We start from the raw sequence: 19,715 nt of genomic DNA on the forward strand, positions 1-19,715 counted from the left end.
GAAACAGATTAGCCCAGTTAACATCTGAATTTTTCAAATCTGCTCCACGACCTTCAATGCATATATTACTCAAATGACCGAATAAATTGATATCAAATTCAATAAGTTTCTAAAGTATCCACCATCTTAAAAAATACTTATCAACTCGACAATTTTATCATTATCAATCTATCATATTGAAAATCTTATTTTAAACGGGTATAATAAAGTCAGTTTGGATAATATTTTACTGGTCACCCCAATTTATAACTAAGAAAGGACAATTATATGTCATCTTTTAAGACAATTCGTGTTTTTTTTCCGCTGTTGGATAAAAGTATCATGGTTGAAACGGGAATAACCGTTGCTGCAGCCTGTGCTCAGGTTGGCTTTCCTCAAAATCTAGTATGCGGAGGCAAGGGAACGTGCAAGAAATGCCTTGTTACCATTCGTGAAAACGATTTAGTTTCCGAAGTCCTTGGTTGCCAGCATCCCGTTTCCAACGATATGGCCATTCTCATTTCAAAAGAAGCCGCTGTTTCGCAAATTCTGGAAACCACCGACAATAATGAGCTGAGTTTCAACCCGAAAACCAGGGTTGTGACCATCCCAATGGCTGACTTAAAAACGGAGATGTGTTCCTACGATCTTGAAACCATCCGCAACGCCCTTCAAATGCCAATCAGGATGTCTTCTATTAAAGTATTACAGAAATCTGTTGAAATCTTTCATCAGAAGAGCCTTCCTTTGATGAATTTTGTACTCTATAATGATGAAGTGATTGATATGATCCCCGGCAATGATTCGCTAAACGTCTACGGCGTTGCCTTTGACATTGGAACGACCTCGGTTGTCGGCTACCTTTATGATCTCACAAGTGGGGTTCTGATTCATCAGTACTCCTCCTTGAATAAGCAAATATCTTTTGGCGGCGATGTGATCAGTCGTATCGATTATGCATCCACCTCGCCAGAAAATTTGAAAGCGATCCAACATGCCATTATTGAAACTGTCAACAATATCCTTTCAAACCTTTTCTATGAATCAAAGATAGCTGCAGAAGCTGTTTATGAGTGTGTATTCTGCGGTAACAGCACCATGGCCCATCTTTTTCTGGGCTTGAATCCCCTACATTTGGGTCTTTCTCCATTTACTGGCATTACCCGGGATATGGTGGTTACCAATGCCAATGAATTTGCCGTCAATATTAATCCCAACGGTAAAATAACCTTCCTACCCTTATTAGGTGGGTTTGTCGGTGCCGATACGACAGCCGTGTTACTGGGTTTACCAAAGGATGACGACTACCGCTTGATGATTGACTTAGGTACAAATGGCGAAATTGCTGTCGGCAACCGGAACCGCTACTTTGTCGCTTCCACGGCCTGCGGTCCTGCACTTGAAGGAGCTGGCATCCACATGGGGATGCGTGGTACCACAGGTGCCATCGAAAAAATTGAACTGATTGACAATGAAATCAAATGTCACGTTATCGGCGATGCTGCTCCTCTGGGATTTTGTGGCTCTGGGATCATTGATGCCATCGCCTTCCTGTTCCGGGAAAAACTGATTTATGATCGCGGTAATTTTATTAAAGGCGAGGATCTCGATAATCACCCCTTTAAAGATCGGTTTAAAACCGACGAGAACAATCAACGCTATTTCGTTTTTGTCCGTCATCAGGATAACCCCAACGGCAAAGAAATGATCATCACCCAGAAAGATGTTCGGGCAGTACAATTGGCCAAGGCTGCCATCTTTACCGGCTGCTGCCTGCTCACTGAAAAGTATGGCATCAAAGCAACGGATCTCAAGGAAATAACTCTGGCAGGTGCGTTTGGAAATTATATTGATATCGAAAATGCTCAGTTTATTGGTTTACTCCCGGAGATTTCCGACGTGCCGATCCGCTCCATTGGTAATGGCGCCGGAACTGGCTCCCAACTATTTCTATTGTCTCAGGATGAAGCCAAACGCTGTGAGGAGATCCCCAAAATTACCACTCACATCGAGTTAGCTACCGATCCTGATTTTTCAAACCGGTACATGCAAAACACCTTTCTTGGTCGTAATGAAATGGTGTGATTGTCTGATTTCTTTTGATCTGCGCTTAAAAAAGCAAACACATTTCTGCTGTTTGCTTTTTTTATTCCCCTGCTCCTGATTAGATGCTATAATTATTCTAAATTACCGAAAGGATGCTCAGCTATGGAAAAAATACCCAGAATTTTATTATTATTAACCGGCGGTACCATCGGCAGCGCTGTCAATGATGGTTGTATCGATGTCGATTCCCGTTGCGGTGATGACTTACTCGCCATCTACAAAGAGCAAAGCAATAGTCAAGTCGAATTTACGGTCATTCGGCCCTTTAATATCCTCAGTGAAAACGCCGAACCAAAACACTGGCTGCAAATAATAGAAACCCTGCAATCCCACCGTCTTTGCGACTATGATGGTGTCATTATTGCCCACGGATCGGATACCCTGCCCTATACCGGGGCCGCCCTTTCTTATGGTCTTGACAGTCCTCTGATTCCAATCGTTTTAGTGGCTGCCAACTACGCCATCGGCGAACCAAACAGCAATGCCATCGCCAATTTTTCAGCCGCAGTGGCATTTATCATCAATATGAAACTGCCTGGTTTTTATACCCTTTATGAAAATAGTGATCATGTTATTTATGTTCACCTGGCCACCCGGCTTCAGGAAGCAGATTGGCTACGGGATGACTTTACCAGTTTTGGTGATCCGTTAGGTGTTTATGATCATCGAGGACTGTGCTGCGTCCCCAGTCCTAAAAATCCGTCCATGCTCAAACTTTACAATCCGGCTCCCGACTGTGTCCCTACCATTGCCGAATTTCGTAATGAAGTATTGGCCCTGCGCGCCTATCCCGGTTTAAACTATGAAGTGATCAACTTGCATAACCGTCCAATCCGGGCTGTTCTTCATTCACTGTACCACTGTGGCAGCGGTAATGTTACCGGAGAAAACGGAACGTCGCTCTTGTCCTTTATCAAAAATAATCCCCAGGTCGATCATTATCTGATTTCCTACAAAAATATACACGGCGATCTTTATGCGTCCTGTCGGGAACTGATTGCTGCCGGTGGAATTCCGCTGGAGAATATCTCCTTTGAGGCCGCTGTCACCAAATTGAATTTTGCCTACAACCAGCAGGAATATGCCCCGCTAAACTATGTAAAACGGGAATTTTTCTACGAATTTCTGCGAGATGCCAAAGAAAATGGGTATGTAATCTAAGCATTCTATTGCTCAAAATCTAATAATACTGAAGGAGACTGCTATGTATGATGTTGCTATAATCGGCGCCGGTATCATCGGAACCTCGATCGCCCGAGCTTTAAGCCGTTACAAATTATCTGTTGTTGTTTTTGATAAGGAAGATGATGTGTCGATGGGAGCCACTAAAGCCAATTCAGCCATTGTCCATGGGGGCTTTGCAGAATCCCATAGCAAAGTAAAGGGGGGGCTGTGTTTCAAAGGCCGGAAACAATTTGACCAACTGAATGCGGAGCTCAACTTTGGCTTTGAAAAAATCGGATCGCTGGTTTTGGCCTTTGAAGAAGAGCAATTGGCAAAACTTCAGGAATTATATGAAAACGGCCTGGCAAATGGTGTCGATGACCTGGAAATTCTTAATCATGACCAGATTATGGCCATGGAACCTAATGTCAACCCAGCCGTTAAATACGCCCTGTATTGTAAAGGGGCTGGCGTCTGCTCTCCTTACGAGATGGCCATTGCCTTGGCTGAAAATGCCGTAGCCAATGGTGTTGAGCTATTATTAAACACAGAAATAACCGGGATTCAAAAAACTGCTGATGGCTTTGATCTGATGGACCTGAACGGCAAGCGGTTCCAATCACATTATGTAATCAATGCTGGCGGTGTTTCCTCCGATACAATCTCAAAAATGGTTGGCGTCGATTATTTCACAATTACGCCCCGAACCGGTGAGTACCTCCTGATGGTGCGGGGCTCTGCCAGTATCATCAATACCGTTTTGTTCCAAATGCCAACTAAAATGGGTAAAGGCATCCTCGTCACGCCAACCTACTATGGCAACCTTTTAATCGGTCCTGATGCGGTCAATGAAGACACCGTGGACAAATCCACCCATGCTGAACGGCTCCTGAAGATTTTTAACGAAGCCAAACACACCACTGATAAATTAAATATCAAACAATTTATCCGTAGTTTTACTGGAGTTCGGGCGGTCAGCTCCACTGATGACTTTATTATTGAAGCTACCCCTGTGACCGGATTTATTAATTGCGCCGGTATTCAATCTCCGGGGCTGACGTCCTCGCCAGCTATTGCAGAAATGGTTTTAGACTTATTAAAGGAACTAAACTGCCCCTTAGAAGAAGACTCCAGCTTCAATCCCTACCGGGCTCCGATTATTACCCGAACTGAATTAAAACCAGTAAAAGAAATCCAGCCTCTGGTGGACATGCCCTCCAGCCCAGAAAAAATAATCTGCCGCTGCGAACAAGTCAATGAAGCAACTATTATTGATGCCATGAACCGGGGCATTCCTGTAACCACTGTTGACGGCATTAAACGACGTACTCGAGCCGGTTGTGGCTGGTGTCAGGGAACCTTCTGTCGTCCCCGGGTCGCTGAAGTAATGGAAAAGGTACTTGGTCATGCGATTGATGCCGGATTTGACGTGGAGCACAGCGGCGTCAATCGGGTGGGAAAAAACGAAATTGTCGACTATATCAATAAACACCAGAACGACTGATTATGAAAAATCACTACCTAAAAAGCCGGTTTTAATTCCCGGCTTTTTTTAATCACGCTTGTGTTTCTCCATTCTATTATTTTTGCATTCACTTTGCAATACCAGTTATGACATGTTATAATAAAAGTAGCCTTTAACTCAAAATGGAGGATGAAATGCAGAGCGAGGTCTATAATCAATCCGTTTGTATCATGAATGCTGCTGTCTATATGCACTATGTTGAAAAAAAAAATATGCATCAGATTGCTGAAATCTTGAACATATCCGCATCAACAGTTTCGCGGCTATTAAAGCGCGCCCTTGATGAAAACGTTGTCAAATTTGAGATCGAGCCGAATTTTTTAGAGTGCACCGAGCTGGCAACCATCATCCGAAAAAAATCCGGTCTGAGGGAAGTACTGGTGGTTCCGGTGTTATCCGACACCAATTCCGGCACTGCCCTGACTGTTAAAAAAATGGTCGCACTGGAAGGCGCCCGCTATATTCAGCGGATTATCACCGATGATGATATAATCGGTTTGACATGGGGCGGCACCATGTATCATCTCATCCAGTATTTAAATCCTTGCCGAAAGGCCAACGCTAAAGTGATTACAATGCACGGCAGCATTGCCAACTGTGACGAGAAGCTCGCTGTTGACACCCTGGTGCGACGTGCTGCAATGGCCTTTGGCGGCAAAAATGTTTCAATCTGCCGCAATGGCCTCTTTGATCGACCAGAAGATTACGAATTGCTGAGATCCACGGAAATCTATCGAAAAATGACTACCCTGTTTGAGAATATCAATATCTCGATCAGTGGTGTTGGACTGCTCTATCCGACAACAACAACCCTGCTGGCTTCCACCAATTATCTCAAGCCTGAAGAATTTCAGGAGTTACTTAGTCAGCACGCTTATGCCGATATCATGCTGCGTTTTATTGATAAAAATGGTTGCGAATGTAATACTTCCATGAAACAGCGTACTTTTTCAATTGATCTTGAAACGTATAAAAAAATCCCTTTGAAAATCATTGTCGCTTCTGGTATCGAGAAAGGTCCTGCCATCCAGGCACTGATCAATGGTAAGCTGCTTGATGTCCTGATCATTGATCAGAAACTGGCAAAACTTTTGGCTTTCCCTATTTCCTGATCATTTCCAAAGCTGATTCTGATTATCAGATTAACAGTAAAAAAGACCGGACGTATGCACCCCGATCTTTTTTTCATGTCTAGCGATAATTATTCTGGAAATCCGCAACGGCATCAAAGGCATCGCCTGAAAGTCCTTGATAGATGCGCTTCCAGGTCTGATAGGCATCTTCATAACGTGCTGCCGATTCCGGGTGAGGTTCATAATGTCCTGTAACTTTAACCATATTTTCTGCCGCTTCATTGTAGTCTTTATAGATGCCGACACCCACTGCAGCCAGCATTGCACAGCCTAATGCCGTCGCTTCTTCCACCTCAACCGTTTCACAGGGGCGATTGTAAATATCGGCCTGCATCTGACACCAGAATTTGGATCGGGAGATGCCGCCGGTCAACCGTACCGTTGTGAAGTTGGGAACATTGCCTTCGACCATGGCTTCCAGCATGTCACGAATATCGTAGCAGATCCCTTCCATCGTTGCCCGGGTGATATCGTTTCGCGTATGTGCAATTGTCATGCCAACATAAGTGCCTCTGGCATTGGATTCATAATTGGGAGTGTTGGCTCCCTGAAGATATGGCAGGAAGAAACAGCCATTTGCTCCCGGAGGAGAGTTTTTAGCTGCATCTGTCATAAAATCATAAACTTCAGTACCCAGGTGTTTGGCCGTTAATTCTTCGACATCACAGAACTCGCCTTTGAACCACTTAAAGGCGCTACCAGCAGAGTTTGCCTGACCTTCCATAACCCAGGCCCCATCCGGAGTTCCCAGTACATAGCATTTCTTGGCTGGATCCCGTAAAAATGCCCGCGATTTGCCGGCTGTAATCCCTGCCGTTCCACCACAGGCATAACCGGTCCCCTCTTTGACGCAGCCGCATCCGACACAACCCGCCTGTTGGTCACCGGTTCCCATTACCAATGGTGTTCCAACTGCCAGACCTGTTTTTTCAGCTACTTCCGGCGTTACGGCACCAATAATGGTTCCCGGTTCACGCAACGGCGCCAGTTTATTCATATCAACGCCAAAAATATCGCATAGTTTTTGGCTGTATTGGAAATCTTCACCATTTAACTGGAGCCAAGGTGTATCATTGATGTCATCGTAATAGTCATCTGCACCGTAGGCCTTGGTCATCAAGCCCATGATCGTATGGATCCGGGTAGCATTTTCATAAGCTTCAGGCATGTATTTTTTGACCCATTGCAGTTTTCCTGAGGGAAAAACCGGTCCCAACGGCATCCCGCACATATGATAGAGATCATCCGGTGTCATGCCATCAGCCTCCAGCATCTCGACCATCTCCGGCAACATCTCCGCACTTCGCAAATCCTGCCAGATGATAATTGGTGTTGTAAAGCCGCCATCCTTGTCACGGGTGACCATGGTACAACGGAACATATCAAAACTGATACCGGCAATCTCCTCCGGATCAACACCACTGTTTTTAATAGCCAACCGGGTGGTTTCATACAAGGTGTTGATCAGTTCCGGCCCGTCACATTCAACCCGACCAGCCGAAGGATAGGTTAACGGATTCAGCACCTGTCCCGAGCCAATTTCATTTCCGGCAAGGTCAAACACAATACTCTTGCTGCTCGTTGTTCCACAATCAATCCCCAATACATACTTTTTAGTCTTCATTTTTTTCACCTTTCATATTTATAAATATTTGTTTGTGATGAAATATAACACCCTGAATCAGCCCCTATACAATAAGCTGATTACCGTCTTGTCATACAATAGAATGAATACATTTGGTTGCGACAACATCAATGCCCGTGTCTGCAACGTTCTTAAGTATAATTTCACCGATTTCAATGGGCGCCTGACACTCGCAATCCTTAAGAGCGCTGATACAGGCAGTTATTTTTTCTTTGGGAATGTCTTTTTTTGTTTTAACAGAAAGCATGGGACTGTCGCCGCCAAATACTTTGACCGTTGACGTTACCGTGCGGGTCGGACAGGTTAATTCTTTGCTGGCATATTTCTCACCATTTTTACAGCTATGACCCGATACTTCGGTTACAACTCCATCATCGAGATTTGCTGTGATCATGCATCCCAATGGGCAACCAATGCAAATTAGTGACTTTGTCATGATCGCAGGACCTCCTTTTCAACCTTTATCCCGATCATTTGGCATTGCTTATGCGCCATTAGATCGGATTTTTGAAGCGTTATCTGTTCCATCTCACCGGGCGCCATCAGTCTTTTTTTCTGGTGAATGACCCGCTGACCATTCAAATAGACGCTGATATAATGATCCTGGTAGACATCGCCAACCCGGAAACGGATAATCTGCTCTGCTTCCATCCGATTTGGCTGGATCGTTTTGGGTACGGTATAGACAATCCCTTCCTGCGCTTGTACTTCAATGCTAAATTTTTCATTGCGGGCGATTGATCGTCCCTTCACATATTCAGCTGCATTTTTTCCTGCAACTTCCGATTCCTGAGAGACATAATCAACCAGATCATGGACGTGAAGGACGTTGCCACAGGCAAAAACCCCATCAATATTGGTTTCAAAACACTCATTGACAACCGGACCATTGGTACTGGAATCAATGATCACATTCATATTTGTGGACAACTCATTTTCGGGAATCAACCCGACAGATAACAACAGGGTATCGCAAGGATAATGTTTTTCAGTTCCCTTAATCGGTTTTCTGTTGTGATCAACCGCAGCAATGGTAATCCCTTCGACGCGTTCCCTTCCTTTTATATCTACCACAGTATGGCTCAGTTTCAGCGGAATGTTATAATCATCCAGGCACTGAACGATATTCCGCTTGAGTCCCCCGGAGTATGGCATGATCTCACATACAACGTTTACATGAGCGCCTTCAAGCGTCAGACGTCTGGCCATGATCAGTCCAATATCGCCCGATCCCAAAATCACCATTTCTCGGCCGGGCATAAAGCCCTCTATATTGACTAGCCGCTGGACCGTCCCGGCTGTAAAAATTCCGGCCGGACGATAGCCAGGGATATTCAGCGCTCCTCTGGGCCGTTCCCGACAGCCCATTGCCAGAATCACAGCCTGAGCCTGAATAACTACTACCCCATCCTGAGCATTCATGATCGTGATCATTTTATCTTCGTTGATATCAATCACCATCGTATTGAGCCGGTATTCGACCTTCAATGCTTCAATTTCATCGATATAACGCTGCGCATATTCCGGCCCAGTCAACTCTTCCTTAAAGGTATGAAGTCCGAATCCGTTATGAATACACTGATTAAGAATCCCACCCAAACGCTGATCGCGTTCAATGATCAAGACCTGCTCAATGCCGTTTCGTTTGGCGGCAGCGGCAGCAGCCAGTCCGGCCGGACCACCCCCGATTACGACAATATCATAGTTTTTCATTATATCACCTCACATTCATTACACCGCTTTGTTACTGCCAAACAGCAGTTGTGACCGGCCACCTTTTTTTGTCACTGCAGTCATCTCGACACCCAGTTCCCGAGCCAGGATCGCAATCGTCTTGGGCGTACAGAAGCCAGCCTGACACCGGCCCATACCAGCCCGGGTCCGTCGTTTAATGCTGTCCATGGACCGGGCTCCCAATGGTCGATGAATCGCATCAATAATCTCCGCTTCTGTCACCATTTCACACCGACAGACAATTGTTCCATAACTGGGATTGTTTCGAATTAGTTCATTTTTTTCGTTGTCTGACAGCTTATCAAATTTTATAATCCTCTTTCGCCGGGAAATAAAATCGTCTTTCAGTACCAAGCCCAGACGCGCGGCGATCATCTGTGACAACATCACACCAATGGCTGGGGCACTGGTCAAACCAGGCGATTCAATGCCAGCGGCATCAAAAAAATTCGGGGCATCGGTGATTTCTCCAACAATAAACTCGTGCTGATCTTCATGAGCCCGTAGTCCGGAAAAAGATGTAATAATCTTGTTTAATGGCAATGGCACTTTGCACAAATGATTCGCTTTAACTTTTTCAACCAGGTCATCCAGAATTTCCTGGGTCGTATTCAGTGACTCCTTGTCATCGACATCGTTGGCACTTGGTCCAACATAAAGATTGCCATGGAGGGTTGGCGCCGTTAAAATTCCTTTGCCCATTTTACCCGGCAAAGGAAAAACCGATGCGGTAAAAACACTCCCCAGACATTTATCAAACAACAGATATTCGCCTTTTCGAGCTGTAATATGAATTTTCTGGCCACTGACCAGGTTATGAAACTTGTCTGCATAAACTCCCGCCGCATTGACCACCGCTTTGGTTTCAATGATCCCACGATTAGTGTGGATGACGTAGCCGTCAGACGTCTTTTTTATATCCAATGCTTCGGTTTCAAATTGAAAATCAACTTTGTTAACGTTTGCATTCTCGGCCATCGCAATCGCCAGATTAAACGGACAGATCACACCTCCAGTTGGTGCATATAAAGCTGCTACCGTTTTTTCTGTCAGATTCGGCTCCATTTTCATAACCTCATCGCGCTCCAGAATCACGACTCCAGGTACGCCGTTTGCTTTAGCCTGTGCCAGTAGATCATCCAGCTTATAGCGCTCTTCTTCGACCGTACAAACGACCAAGGCTCCGTTTTGCTTAACCGGAAAATCCAGTTCCTCCGCATATTTCCACATCAACGCGTTGCCTTCGACATTTAGTTTTGCCATTAACGTTCCGGGCTTGGCATCAAAACCTGAATGTATCACGCCGCTATTTCCCTTTGAAGTGCCGGAGGCCACATCATCACCCTTCTCAATGACACAGGCATTGACGTTATACCTGGATATTTCCCTGGCAATACAACAGCCGGTAACGCCCGCACCGATTATTACTATATCGTACATCATTTTTCACCGTTCCTTTGTTCATAAAACTTAATCGGATCATCCTTTTAAATCAAAAATTCCTGATTTTCCTTCCTGATAAAAACCCCACAATGATAACGCCGCTGCGAGTTCCGGGTGTTCCTGCGCCGCTTCCGCAGTTGGAATCCCATCAACAGCCGCTGCAATCGCTTGTCGAAATGCTCTTGCCCCAGCCTGCGTGCCCATCGGATGTCCGTGAATACCAGCTCCACTGGCAATGATCACATCAATGCCAAACTTTTTGACAATATCCTCCACATGTCCCTGGGTTGTTCCGCCGCCGGGCATCGAAAAAACCGGTTTGATTTTTCCAAGTGGAGCTATCATTTTATAACCCGCATCGATAAAGGTATCCATCAGCATGGTTAGTTTTCCGTAAGGAGAAAATGAAATGATCATATCCGCTCCGGAAAGCCTTGGCAGTTTAGCACCAATCAAACCGACGCTAATCCCTGACCAGGCTGACTCATAGACAGCGCCGTTATACGCCGGATGCCCCAGAATCGGTACATTGATGTTCTGATCTTCAGTTAGCATCCGGGTGGCATCAAGACCTACTGTTCCGTAATTAACCATCAAGGCATTGGCACCGGCCTCCAGTGCCCGGTACGCATTCTCTCTGAGACGATCAGGCCGGTCAGTGATGTTTACCGTGTAAAGGGTTTTTTCCCCCTTTTCATCGTCAGCCTGCTTAAGAGCTGCCATTACATGTTTAACTCGCTCCGTCAGTGGGCAATGATCGGGGTTTGCAATTAATTCATCATCTTTAATAATATCGACCCCCCCAACCGCTGATTCATAAGCCAGCTCTGCCGTTACCGCCGGTGACATACCAGTACAGGGTTTGATCATGTTGTTCAGTAAAGGCCGATCATAAACCCCCAAAAGCGCTCTGATTCCCTTGATACCAAACTTTGGGCCACTGAATTTCTGAAGAAATGAATCGGGAAACTCGAGGTCAAGCAGTTTTACTTTTCCCGATCCAGCAACTTCGCCAATCACCGTACTCAGAAGCATCGCAAACTGATCTCCAAAATTTGTCCATGGATAGGCTATCCGGATAATCAGATGACGTTCTGAGATCCCCTCTGGTAGCCCAATCTGATAGGCCGGTGTTTCGTAGACTCCTACAAGTCTACCAATACATTTTTCACGAATTTCTTCGGTCTCCTGAGGGACTTTAATCCATGTGCCGCAGGATTGCTCAATGCCAATGGCAGCTGCGAATTTGATGATGTTTGTTTCAGGTTTTGTCGCACAATAATAGGTCGCAATTACAAAGCGGTCTTGTTCCAACGCTTCTGGATACTGAACAACAATCGGGTCAATGTACATCCGCCTCACTCCTTATCATATTTTTTTGTACTTTCATTTTCATTATAGAGTTTCTAAAAAAAAATAAAATATCGAAAATAATTTCAATAATCCAGCGTTTCGAACAAACTTTTACATTTGAGATCGCAACAATCGCGTCTGCCTTTTTATATCTTCGCAATGCACTTAACCGATTTTGTCAGCTTCTTTGACTATTTTTCTAAATAAAACCATAACTTATGACTATTTACAAAAATATTCGTTGACAAAACACCTGCAACCGTTTATAATCACAGTAAATGAAAGAATATTTACTAAAATAACAGTAAATAAATTGTCTTATACTAAAATATTGGTTTTAAATCTGTTCGCTCATTTAATCGTTATTTTTATTGTAAACGCAGTCAAAATATGTGATTATCAGCAGCTTTGCTAAAACTGATCAATGATTCTATTCTAGATAAACTAAGGAGGCTACACACAATGTTAACTGTCAAAGAGAATTTAAAAGAAGTCATGACCGGTGGAAATCCAGATCGTTTTGTCAAACAATATGAATTTCTACAAATGATTATGAGCGTACCATCTGGTCGTATCAAACCCCAAATCGGTGAAGAAGTAATCAATGAATGGGGTATTACCATCCGTTGGCCAGAAGGTCAACTTGCCTCTTTCCCAGTACATGATGAGCAACATGTTGTTCTCAAAGATGTTACTGAGTGGAAAAAATATGTCAAAGCTCCAAGCATGGAACGTCCTGAAGGAGCTTGGGATCAAGCCATTGCAGACGCTAACGCCGTTGATCGAAACAATAAATATGTTGCTGCATTCATCGCTCCTGGTTTATTTGAAATGACCCATTACCTGATGGGTATGGAAAATGCACTCATGAGTTTCTATGAAGAACCGGAAGCCATGCATGAACTGATCGAATATTTAACAGAATATGAGCTGGATTATGCTAAAGCGTTGGTTGAAAATCTGCATCCTGATGCAATTTTACATCATGACGATTGGGGCAGCCAAATTTCCACCTTCCTTTCTCCAGCAATGTTTGAAGAATTCTTTTTAGAATCCTACAAAAAAATCTATGGTTTTTACAAAGCAAACGGTGTTGAACTGATTGTTCACCATAGTGACAGCTACGCTGCAACCTTAGTTCCCTATATGATTGAAATGGGCATTGATATCTGGCAGGGTGTTATGACAACCAATGACATTCCTAAAATGATCAAAGAATACGGCGGACAAATCACCTTTATGGGTGGTGTTCATAGTGGTGTCATCGATCATCCCGAATGGACAAAAGAGCAAATTGAAGCAGAATTTGCCCGAGCCTGCCGTGAATCTGGAAAACTCTACTTCATCCCTGGTGCTTGTCAAGGGCTGCCCGTTTCTTCCTTCCCGGGCGTTTACGAAGCCTGTGATGAAGCCATCGAAAAAATGACCAAAGAACTATTCTAGTACAAAGCAACTTAACAATCCATGCTCTGAAAGAGTGGTAAAATTAATATCCAGAGGAGAGATAAAATGATTATTATCGGAGAAAAAATTAACGGTGCGATTCCGTCCACCGCCAAAGCCATCGCTGCCAAGGATGGCGAATTTATCAAAAATCTGGCTAAGATCCAGGCCGAAGCTGGCGTCGATTATATCGATGTCTGTGCTTCAGTTGATGATGATATTGAATTGGAAACCATGAAATGGCTGATCGATCTGGTTCAGGAAGTTACAGATATTCCCATTGCTGTCGATAGCCCCAATGTCTATACCTGCATCGAATCGATGAAATACTGTAATAAACCTGGTCTGTTCAACTCGGTATCGCTTGAAGGTGATAAAGTTGATGCGGCATTTAAAGCCATTGCTGATACCAAATGGGAATGTGTCGCACTGCTTAACAGCGATAAAGGAATCCCTAAAACCGCTAAAGACCGTCTGGATGTCTTTGCTGATTTAATGGCTAAAGTCAAAGAATACGGCATTGATCCGTCGAGAATGCACATCGACCCATTGGTTGAAATGCTCTGTACATCTGAAGATGGCATTGCCATGGTTGTGGAAGTCATCAAAAGCATTAAAGAGCAATACCCGACCATTCATGTTACCGGAGCTGTCAGTAATATCTCATTCAACCTGCCTGCCCGAAAAATGGTCAACATGGGCTTTACCGTTCTGGCAATGAATGCCGGTCTGGACAGTGCTATCCTTGATCCGACCAATGGTGATCTGATGGGAATCATCTACGCCACCGAAGCGCTGCTGGGCGAAGATGACTACTGTATGGAATATATCGGTGCTTACCGCGAAGGAATTTTCGGTCAGAAAAAATAATCGATTGTAACTAAGCTTCGTTATTAAAGCGTCAAATAAGTTCAGTCAGCTGATCACACAATCAGCTGACAAACACTAATATTTATAAAAATCATAATTACTGAATAGGAGAAAGAAATGTCAAAAATTCAAGAAGTTAAAGAAAAAGTAGAAATTGGTAAAACTAAACTGGTTCCTGGCCTGGTTCAGGAAGCATTAGACGAAGGTAGCTCTGCAGCAGATATCCTGCAAGCTATGGTTGACTCGATGGGTATTGTCGGGGAAAAATTCTCATCAGGAGAAATCTTTGTTCCAGAAATGTTAATCGCTGCTAAAGCCATGGCCAAAGGCGTTGATGTTTTACGTCCGCTGTTAGCTGGAGATACCACAAACTCTTTAGGAACCTGTATTATCGGAACCGTTGCTGGCGACTTACATGATATCGGTAAAAACCTGGTCTCAATGATGATCGAAAGTGCCGGCTTCACTATGGTTGACCTGGGTGTGGATGTTCCTGCTGAACGTTTTGTTGAAGCCATCAAGGAAAATGAAAATGTTACACTGGTAGCTTGTTCCGGTCTGTTAACAACCACTATGCCTGCCCTGAAAGAAGCCGTTGAAACCATTAAAGCCAGCGGATTGGACGTAAAAGTCATCGTAGGTGGTGCACCTGTTACTCCTGAATATGCAGCTGAAATTGGTGCTGATGGATTTGCTCCTGATGCTGGTAGCGCCGCTGTTAAAGCAAAAGAAATGGTTGCATAAACCATCTTTAATTAATATCAGTCCCTTAATTTAATATCGCTATAAAAAAAGAGAAACCCTACACCCTAGGGCTTCTCTTTTTTTAAACTTTAATATTAAATGTCTGAATTAATTAACTAACAAAATAACCTTTTTAAGCAAGTCCCACCAAATTTCCGGCGATCGGCAACCACAGTGTGGCAAGACCAACAAACGCTATTTGGAGCCAAATCGCAGCTTTAGGCATATCAGTCATCTTATAATAGCCGGCGGTATAGGTGATCAAAGGAATGGTGTCGATGGGGAATAAATAACAGTTACCAGCACATAACCCAAGAGCTATGATCAGTAATGCAGGATTGATACCGGTGGTGGCTGCCAAACTGACAATAACCGGTGTCAACACCCCAATTAAGGCCGGAGCTACAGGAACAATCAGCATGATCACAAAGCACATTGCCGAGACAAAGAATACCCCGCCCATTAATGAGAATGATAAAGACGATGGTAATACATAGTTGACAAACCACTCGCTGACACCGTTTGCAACGATGGTATTGGCAATACATAAAACCGTTCCAATCAGAATAAATGAAATCCAGCTGACCGCTTTCATATAACGATCCCAAGTGAGGATGCGAATTCCAGGCAAAAAGAAAGAGACACACCCAAACAAGGCTACCACAGTTACTTCAATAAACGGATAAAATGAGCTGAGTAGCCAAAAGAAAATCATAACCAGACCAATCGTAATAACTTTCAATTCCCGACTGTCAACCTTTTCTTTAACCTCAATCCCCTCCAAATAACTCACAATCTCCGTTTTATCAATCTCTGCAGGAGGAAATATTTTCGTTAAGATAAACCAGGCCAATGGCACCATCACGATAACAATCGGAATACCACAGGCCATCCACTGTATAAAGGTGATCTGGATACCCGCCAGGTTTTGCAGCAAACCAATGGTTAAGATATTGATACCACTACCTGCTGGTGTCATCAACCCCCCCAGCATGACAGCGATGGGAATTCCCATCATCAGCGATTTTGCTGTTTGCTCGCGATCCGTTTCGTTCTTAAAAAGATTTAGAAAACTGGCGCCGATACCCATAAATACAACCACTGATGGTACATCCGTTACGATGGAGGATACCAAGGCTCCAGCCACCATAATCGCCAGTACGCAAGTCTTAACGTCTCTGCCAAATTTTTTAAGTAAGGCATGCAAGATCCGTTGAACGATCGGTGTCGAGGTCACCGCCTCCGCCAGCCCGAATGATGCCAAAACAAAAAATAAGATCGTGTTGGTAAAGCCGCTTAATCCGGCAGTCAGGTTTTTTGTTACTCCCAGGGTTGGCAATAGCGCTAGGCACAGAAAACAAATAACTCCAACCGGCAACGCTTCAGTAATCAGCATGATCAAAAAGAACAGCAACAGTCCGATGGTAATCAGTCCCTTATCTGTCAAACCCACTGGTATGGGTAGAAAAAAAACGGCGATCAGTACGGCAATGCTAATGATCAATCCGATTATCTGTTTTTTATTCATAATCCACCTCTGTCGTATTTTTAAACGTTAGCTATTCTGTTGTCTCCCAACATGTCGCTATTCGCTCTATGAAACAAATAAGAAGCCAATCAATTGATTTGAATATGGCTTCTTATTTTTATGTAATTATTTTAATGTCTGTTATTCTGTGATTTGTTTTCTGGCATTGATTTCAGCCTGATATTGGGTTACTTTTTCTTTGGTTAAACGGTATCCAAATGTCAGTAGAACCGCTCCAGCCAGAACTGTGCAACCAGGAATGGTACAGAATAAAGTTGTAATACCAGCTTTTAATTCTGGTGTGGCAGTCGCTGGATCCATTTTTGCAACGAAACCAACTGAAGCCAGCATAGCCGGGATGATTAAACCTTTGATGAAAATCGCCAGTTTCAGTGGTAAATTCGATAATCCCATGACCCAGCTTGATGCTGCTTTTCCAGTTTTCCATTCACTGTAGATTGATGCATCACCGTATAAAGCAACCATTAAGGCGTACAGGAACCCTAAGAAGAACTGTGCACAGGAAAGAACCACCAGAACCATTGTAATATTTCCGACAACGAATTGACAGCCGATTAAGAAAGCGCCTAAACCATAACAGCCAATCAATGCGGCTGTTCGTGTTGATACTTTAGCCGCTACATATTTACTTAAATAGGAGCCAATTACCGCCATAATATTAGCAACCAACAAATAAACACTAAACATTGCAACGTCATTTGCTACATAAGTAAAGAAGTATACTGCCGAACCGGCACAAACAAAGTTTACTGTCCATCGAGCGACATCTGCTAACAGTAGTACTAATAAATGTGGGTTCTGAACCAATGATCGAGCCATATCGCCAATGGAAATTTTTTCTTTTTTTGCTACGCTTGTATTTGCTGTTCCATCTTCAATTGTTGCTTCATATCCACTTGTCAATTTAAAGTGAATGAAATAACCTAACCAGTAAACACATGCCATGGCGAATGCCGAAATCGTGAACCCAAGTACTGGGTTTTTGACTAACTCGCCAACCCATAAAATAGTGGCTAAGCCCATTGCTGAGAAAATAATTTTCCCAACATTTGCGTATGCGCCTCGTGTTGCCGATAATTGTGTTCGATCTTCAGGCGTAGTTGAGATTGTTGGAATAAGTGCTATATTTGCAACATAAGAAAAGTTCCATGCCACGTGTGAAGTAATGAATGCAATACAGATAATAACCATTGGTACGATTCCAGTACCGATAACCGTAAACATCAATGTATAGAGAACGACAACAATTGGTGGGATTACCAACAAATACGATCGGTATTTTCCCCACTTCATTGGTTTTAAAGCATCAATAAACCCACCATAGAATGGTGACAATACCATATCCACTGTACTTGTTAAAGTCATAATTATTGCAGTTGTGCCCAAATCAAATTTTGCAATATTTGTTAAGAAATATGCAAAATAAAATACTTCGACATTCGACATCAGAGTAAATCCAAGATCCCCAACACCGAAAAATCTCTTAAGCCCTGAACTCAAGGGTTTTTTTTCCATAAAGAGCCTCCTCAAAATTTTTTAATGATCGACCAGAGTAAAATTTCCGGAGTATTACCCTCGTCATTTTTGTTCTTTTCAGTAATATTACTAAGACTTACTAAATAGTAACCCTTTACATCAGATTTGTCAAGTATTTTTTATTAAATATTTATCGTTTTACTGTTTTTTTAGTAATTTGCATTATATTATTTTTTTATTTCATACTTTTACGGTTTTTCCTTGTTAATTTTCTCACTTAATGCTAAAATTGCTATGCCACATTGCTTATAAGGAGAATACCAATGCGAAAAATGACCAAGGGTGAGATGACAAAAGAACGCATCTACACGAGTGCCAAAGAACTATTTTATAATCAGGGCTATAATGCCACTACCATTCAACAAATTGCTGATCATTCTGATACAACTTTAGGTTCCATGACCTACCATTTTGCAACCAAAGATACCTTTATAGCTAAAATTTTTGACGATTATCTGGATTCGATTCACGAGCTACTCAATCAGAAACTGATCGGATATAAACCCATTAATTCGTTTGAAAGACACTTCTACTTAACCATGGTATGGTATCATTATTTATTAAGTGATCCACACGTTAACCATTTTTATTATGAAATTTCCCAGAATGATTCCCTCTATCCATTTCTTCATGGAAAAATGAGCGATATTTATCATGAATTCGTTCGAGATTACAATCTGCGGATTCGTCCGATTGAATTTGATGCCCTGCTGATTGCCGATTTCGGGGCCAGACGTGAGCTTACCCGGGCTTTTTGCGAAACCCGCATAAAAATGCCAGTGGAAGATTTTTCGATTCTAATTATCTCAAATACAGCCCGGTGCTGGGGCATTCCCCAAAAATCCATCTATCGGGTTAGCTATGAGGCGCTTCTGTTTTTCCGCGAAAATGATTTTTCCGAAATTAAGTTATTGATTTAAAAAAGGTCTATTCAGATATTCTCTGAATAGACCTTTTTTGATCGGCTACTTCGCTTTAAAGGTAATAATCACCCCTTCAGTAACGCTGTTGGCCCAGCTACCGTCGCTGGAAAAAACGATGTGCTGTCCTTGAACAATGGGTACAATTGATGCCAGATCATAGCCTTTCTCGTCATACTGATTACAAACATCCTCAATTTCCCGAGTTAATTCTTCTGTCTTACATTTTCGAAAGCCCTTATTATAGTCATTTCCGACTGACTCCACCTTATCACAAATGGTTACACTGATATATTTTTTCATTAACTTTCCCCCAACAGTATTTATGATTCTATTGTATCACAAACGTCGCTGAAGATCGAACAGAGTTTTTTATCTCACCTTTATCAAATAAAAAAACCGCCTCTCGAGAGAGGCGGTAAGATTGACCAAAGATATTTGTATTTACCTGACGCTATCGAACTGATCAAACAGCACCGCTCAAATATTTTTGGTATTATTCTATGTTTACAGACAGTTATTAGTCTTCCAGCATTTTGGCAACAACACCAGAACCAACAGTACGGCCACC

General features: G+C 43.1%; 16 protein-coding genes. 8 read left to right on the forward strand and 8 right to left on the reverse strand.

The genetic code is table 11. From position 1 onward, the window contains the following. The first annotated feature begins 267 nt into the window (after positions 1 to 267). The 4 genes from Q7P33_RS16745 (at position 268) to Q7P33_RS16760 (ending at position 5,886) form a co-directional block, all read left to right on the forward strand. Positions 268 to 2,064, forward strand: a complete 1,797-nt coding sequence (locus Q7P33_RS16745) for an ASKHA domain-containing protein (RefSeq protein ID WP_303871879.1) — start codon at positions 268 to 270, stop codon at positions 2,062 to 2,064. Between the two features lie 123 nt (positions 2,065 to 2,187). After that, positions 2,188 to 3,246, forward strand: coding sequence for an asparaginase (locus Q7P33_RS16750; RefSeq protein ID WP_303871880.1), 1,059 nt, complete (start codon positions 2,188 to 2,190; stop codon positions 3,244 to 3,246). Between the two features lie 43 nt (positions 3,247 to 3,289). Then, entirely contained in the window at positions 3,290 to 4,753 is a 1,464-nt protein-coding gene (locus Q7P33_RS16755; RefSeq protein ID WP_303871881.1) for an NAD(P)/FAD-dependent oxidoreductase, read from the forward strand. A gap of 143 nt (positions 4,754 to 4,896) precedes the next feature. Then, positions 4,897 to 5,886: a sugar-binding transcriptional regulator gene (locus Q7P33_RS16760; protein WP_303871882.1), complete on the forward strand. Its 990-nt coding sequence runs from the start codon at positions 4,897 to 4,899 to the stop codon at positions 5,884 to 5,886. Between the two features lie 79 nt (positions 5,887 to 5,965). Here the strand turns inward: Q7P33_RS16760 and Q7P33_RS16765 are convergent, their stop codons facing one another. From Q7P33_RS16765 to Q7P33_RS16785, 5 genes are all read right to left on the reverse strand, one after another. After that, complete coding sequence (locus Q7P33_RS16765; protein WP_303871883.1) at positions 5,966 to 7,531, reverse strand: FGGY-family carbohydrate kinase; 1,566 nt, start codon at positions 7,529 to 7,531, stop codon at positions 5,966 to 5,968. Positions 7,532 to 7,622: 91 nt separating this feature from the next. Beyond that, positions 7,623 to 7,991, reverse strand: a complete 369-nt coding sequence (locus Q7P33_RS16770) for a DUF1667 domain-containing protein (RefSeq protein ID WP_303871892.1) — start codon at positions 7,989 to 7,991, stop codon at positions 7,623 to 7,625. After that, positions 7,985 to 9,265 (reverse strand): NAD(P)/FAD-dependent oxidoreductase, encoded by a 1,281-nt coding sequence (locus Q7P33_RS16775; protein ID WP_303871884.1) that lies wholly within the window; start codon positions 9,263 to 9,265, stop codon positions 7,985 to 7,987. The genes Q7P33_RS16770 and Q7P33_RS16775 overlap by 7 nt, the downstream gene beginning before the upstream one ends. Positions 9,266 to 9,283: 18 nt before the next feature. Continuing rightward, positions 9,284 to 10,726: an NAD(P)/FAD-dependent oxidoreductase gene (locus tag Q7P33_RS16780; RefSeq protein ID WP_303871893.1), complete on the reverse strand. Its 1,443-nt coding sequence runs from the start codon at positions 10,724 to 10,726 to the stop codon at positions 9,284 to 9,286. Between the two features lie 39 nt (positions 10,727 to 10,765). Continuing rightward, complete coding sequence (locus Q7P33_RS16785; protein ID WP_303871885.1) at positions 10,766 to 12,082, reverse strand: RuBisCO large subunit C-terminal-like domain-containing protein; 1,317 nt, start codon at positions 12,080 to 12,082, stop codon at positions 10,766 to 10,768. A 462-nt stretch (positions 12,083 to 12,544) separates the two neighbouring features. Between Q7P33_RS16785 and Q7P33_RS16790 the strand changes: the two genes are divergently transcribed. The 3 genes from Q7P33_RS16790 (at position 12,545) to Q7P33_RS16800 (ending at position 15,139) form a co-directional block, all read left to right on the forward strand. Continuing rightward, complete coding sequence (locus Q7P33_RS16790; RefSeq protein ID WP_303871886.1) at positions 12,545 to 13,525, forward strand: uroporphyrinogen decarboxylase family protein; 981 nt, start codon at positions 12,545 to 12,547, stop codon at positions 13,523 to 13,525. Between the two features lie 66 nt (positions 13,526 to 13,591). Further along, positions 13,592 to 14,395 carry a methyltetrahydrofolate cobalamin methyltransferase gene (locus tag Q7P33_RS16795; protein ID WP_148638507.1) on the forward strand — a complete coding sequence of 268 codons (804 nt, stop codon included), beginning with the start codon at positions 13,592 to 13,594 and terminating at the stop codon, positions 14,393 to 14,395. A 117-nt stretch (positions 14,396 to 14,512) separates the two neighbouring features. Further along, on the forward strand, positions 14,513 to 15,139 hold the full coding sequence (locus Q7P33_RS16800) for a corrinoid protein (protein WP_303871887.1): 627 nt from the start codon (positions 14,513 to 14,515) through the stop codon (positions 15,137 to 15,139). Positions 15,140 to 15,272: 133 nt separating this feature from the next. Here Q7P33_RS16800 and Q7P33_RS16805 read toward each other — a convergent pair whose 3' ends face one another. Then, positions 15,273 to 16,667 carry an SLC13 family permease gene (locus tag Q7P33_RS16805; protein ID WP_303871888.1) on the reverse strand — a complete coding sequence of 465 codons (1,395 nt, stop codon included), beginning with the start codon at positions 16,665 to 16,667 and terminating at the stop codon, positions 15,273 to 15,275. 141 nt (positions 16,668 to 16,808) lie between these two features. Continuing rightward, a complete protein-coding gene (locus Q7P33_RS16810) occupies positions 16,809 to 18,203 on the reverse strand; it encodes an MFS transporter (protein ID WP_303871889.1) in 1,395 nt (464 codons plus the stop codon). A 284-nt stretch (positions 18,204 to 18,487) separates the two neighbouring features. On the opposite strand from Q7P33_RS16810, the gene Q7P33_RS16815 reads away from it, so the two are divergent. Further along, positions 18,488 to 19,144: a TetR/AcrR family transcriptional regulator gene (locus tag Q7P33_RS16815; protein WP_303871890.1), complete on the forward strand. Its 657-nt coding sequence runs from the start codon at positions 18,488 to 18,490 to the stop codon at positions 19,142 to 19,144. Positions 19,145 to 19,189: 45 nt separating this feature from the next. On the opposite strand, the gene Q7P33_RS16820 is transcribed toward Q7P33_RS16815, so the two are convergent. Continuing rightward, positions 19,190 to 19,447 (reverse strand): hypothetical protein, encoded by a 258-nt coding sequence (locus Q7P33_RS16820; RefSeq protein WP_303871891.1) that lies wholly within the window; start codon positions 19,445 to 19,447, stop codon positions 19,190 to 19,192. Positions 19,448 to 19,715: the final 268 nt, after the last annotated feature.

Source organism: Acetobacterium wieringae, from assembly GCF_026646375.1.
GTDB lineage: Bacteria > Bacillota > Clostridia > Eubacteriales > Eubacteriaceae > Acetobacterium > Acetobacterium wieringae_A.